Below are 2742 nucleotides of genomic sequence, written 5' to 3' on the forward strand. Positions count from 1 at the left end.
TGGCTTTAATCTGCTCGCTGGTAGCGTTCCAGTCGAACCGGGTCTGCCGGAAGGGGTCTTCGCCCGCAGCCTGAAGGGCTGCCAGCTTCTCCCGGCGGATTCTGGTCTGTTCACCCAGATCCTGCTCGGGCTGGGGGGTTGTCTTCTGTTCAGCCATAGTTATCTCCTTATCGCTCGATTTTCTTCACCGTGTAAGAAATGCTCCCGCTGGGCGCATCCACGGTGACGGTCTGCCCTTCCTTTGTGCCCATTAAGGCCTTGCCGAAGGGGGATTCCTCCGAAATGATTCCATTCATGGGGTCCGACTCCTGGGAGCCTACAATCTTATAGGACACCGGCATAATATTTCCCTGCTCGTCTGCCACAGTCACCTTGCAACCGATGGTCACGGCGTCGTTGTCCGCCGCATTTTCGTCCACCACCACGGCGTGCTGCAAAATTTCTTCCAGCTCCGCGATGCGGGAGTATAATTTGCCCTGTTCGTTTTTTGCCTCGTCGTATTCGCTGTTCTCGCTGAGATCGCCAAAGCCCCGGGCAACTCTAATCTGCTCTGCAACCTCGTCGCTGCGGGTGGTTTTCAGAAAATTCAACTCGGTTTGAAGCTCGTCCAAGCGGGCTTGGCTCATTCTGTATTCAGTGCTCATCGCTCATAAGTCCTTTCTGCGTCCTCTATATTTTCTTTATGGGTGTCCATAAAAACTCCAGCTTAGTCATGACACAACATTATAGATTTTTCCAACCACAATGTCAAGCGCTTCCGCCGGAAACTACGATTTCTAAAACGACTGCGGGGCGGTTATTTTCCGCCCCGCAGCTCCCGTATTGCCGCCGCCAGCAGTCCCGCAGCCGGAGGGGCCAGCCAGAGGTTACCTCGGCTTTCCCGCATCAGCCACACAAGTCCCCCAAGTAAAAGCGCTGCGCATAAAATGCCCGCCACTCGTGCTGTCAGCTCTCCTACTGCCGGACCAAAGCGCCAGGCGACCAAAAGCTCCAGCGCCTGCCCGCCGTCCAGCGGACGGATGGGAAGAAGGTTAAAGGCGCCAAGCGCCAAATGTGCGCCAGCGGCTGCGTAAAGCTCCGAATGCCGGGCGGCGAGAGGTATCAGCGCGGCGGCGCACAAAAGATTTACGAACGGACCCGCCAGAAGGGCGGATAGTTCTTTGCCATAGCTGAGTCCGCTGCGATCCGCCTCCATCAGTGCACCCAGCAGCCCAATGTGTAAACGGCCCACCCGCGCGCCCCAGAGGCGCAAAACGACAAAATGGCCCAATTCATGCATTGTTGCCGCAAATAAAATCAACAAAAGGGGATCTAGTCCGCTCTCCAGAGCAAACCATGCCGTAAGCAGCAGAAAGCCGCCGGAGACGCGCACCGGGCTGCTAGGGCAGCGAAACATAATAGATAGGGTCCAGATAAATGGTCCCGGAGTGAAGCTCAAAATGCAGATGGGGACCCGTGGCCTCGCCGGTCTGACCTACCGCCGCAATTTTATCCCCCTCCTTCACCTGCGCGCCGGAGGAAGCATAGATACGGCTGCAATGGGCGTACAGCGTGGAAAAATCGCTGTCGTGGGATATGATGGCGTATTTGCCATAGCTGCTGCTTTCCCCCACCGCTGTCACCGTTCCATCGGCAAAGGCAGAGATGGGTGTGCCCTCGTCTGCGGCGATGTCCAGACCGTAATGAAACTTTTCGTCCCCTTCGATGGGGTGCTCCCGATAACCGAAATCCGACGACAGTGTTCCCATCACTGGGGTACAATAATCAAAGCCCAGCACCTTTTGCTCCAAACTTACGTTGTCAGGCAGCGTTTGATTGGAATATAGTATATAGGAGAGGCGCTGGGTGCCGCCAGCCGTCTGCTGCGGATTGGAGTCTGCCTTGGTTGCTGTCTGGCCGGAAGAGGAAGACGACGCAGGCGGATTCTCTGCGGCGGAGCTGGCACGCGGTGTTTTTTCCATGGGAGGCGCGTTGAGCCAGCCGTCGCTGGCAGAGAGGCGGCTGTGAATCAGGGAAGCTCCCACTGCGGATACTGCTGCGCTGTTTGATGGATCGTTTTCCGGCGCTCCGTCTGTCGGAGTTCCGGGCGCGCCGGTGGGAATCGCATCGTCGTCCTCTGGGCGGAAGACAGACTGATACAGGTCTTCCAAGCCCTCGGACGTATTCCCGGAGAATACCCGGCCTACGGCCGAAAATACCTCCGTCACATCCACGCTGCGTGAAAGAGCACCGCCCACATGGCGGCTGAGCCACTGGCTGCGATCAGGTAGCAGCAGCTTTACCGCCACCAGCAGCACAAATACCGTACCGCAAACCAAAAACTGGACCAGACGTCGCTTTTCCGCTGCGGATAACGGCTGCGAAGCCTTCCGCCGCTTTGTGCGATACCCTGTCCGATTGCCGTAGAGTTGATTGATTTTCTGTCCGGACTGTCGCGACGTCATCCGTCCCGCCTCCCCTCGTATTTTTCTTACTCTATGCATATTTGGAGAAGAGTATGAACAATTTCCCTTGACAAAGAGAAGGATTTTTTCTATAATACAATCTGTTGCAGTAGGCTGCCGTGGCTGCGCACGGGGCTTAGGGCATGCTGAAAAGTAAATATCCGGGTGTAGCGCAGTTGGTAGCGCGCATGGTTCGGGACCATGAGGCCGTGGGTTCGACTCCCGCCACTCGGACCAGAAGATTAGGTCAAAATAGATACAGGGCTGAAAAAGCCAGTGTTTATGCGGCCTGACGAGG

General features: G+C 56.4%; 3 protein-coding genes, 1 tRNA gene and 1 pseudogene. 1 reads left to right on the forward strand and 4 read right to left on the reverse strand.

Annotated features, from left to right (window positions below; translation table 11 throughout):
• The 4 genes and pseudogenes from RT018_RS15230 to RT018_RS15245 form a co-directional block, all read right to left on the reverse strand.
• Nucleotides 1-157: pseudogene (locus RT018_RS15230) on the reverse strand (lysine--tRNA ligase); the annotation flags it as partial.
• 10 nt (nucleotides 158-167) lie between these two features.
• A complete protein-coding gene (greA, locus tag RT018_RS15235; protein WP_312943167.1) occupies nucleotides 168-644 on the reverse strand; it encodes a transcription elongation factor GreA in 477 nt (158 codons plus the stop codon).
• A gap of 152 nt (nucleotides 645-796) precedes the next feature.
• Entirely contained in the window at nucleotides 797-1396 is a 600-nt protein-coding gene (locus tag RT018_RS15240) for a site-2 protease family protein (RefSeq protein WP_312943168.1), read from the reverse strand.
• Nucleotides 1380-2444 carry a M23 family metallopeptidase gene (locus tag RT018_RS15245; RefSeq protein ID WP_312943169.1) on the reverse strand — a complete coding sequence of 355 codons (1065 nt, stop codon included), beginning with the start codon at nucleotides 2442-2444 and terminating at the stop codon, nucleotides 1380-1382. The genes RT018_RS15240 and RT018_RS15245 overlap by 17 nt, the downstream gene beginning before the upstream one ends.
• Nucleotides 2445-2605: 161 nt before the next feature.
• Here RT018_RS15245 and RT018_RS15250 point away from each other — a divergent pair.
• A tRNA-Pro gene (locus RT018_RS15250) sits at nucleotides 2606-2681 on the forward strand.
• Nucleotides 2682-2742: the final 61 nt, after the last annotated feature.

Source organism: Oscillibacter sp., assembly GCF_032060045.1.
Classification (GTDB): Bacteria; Bacillota; Clostridia; order Oscillospirales; family Oscillospiraceae; genus Oscillibacter.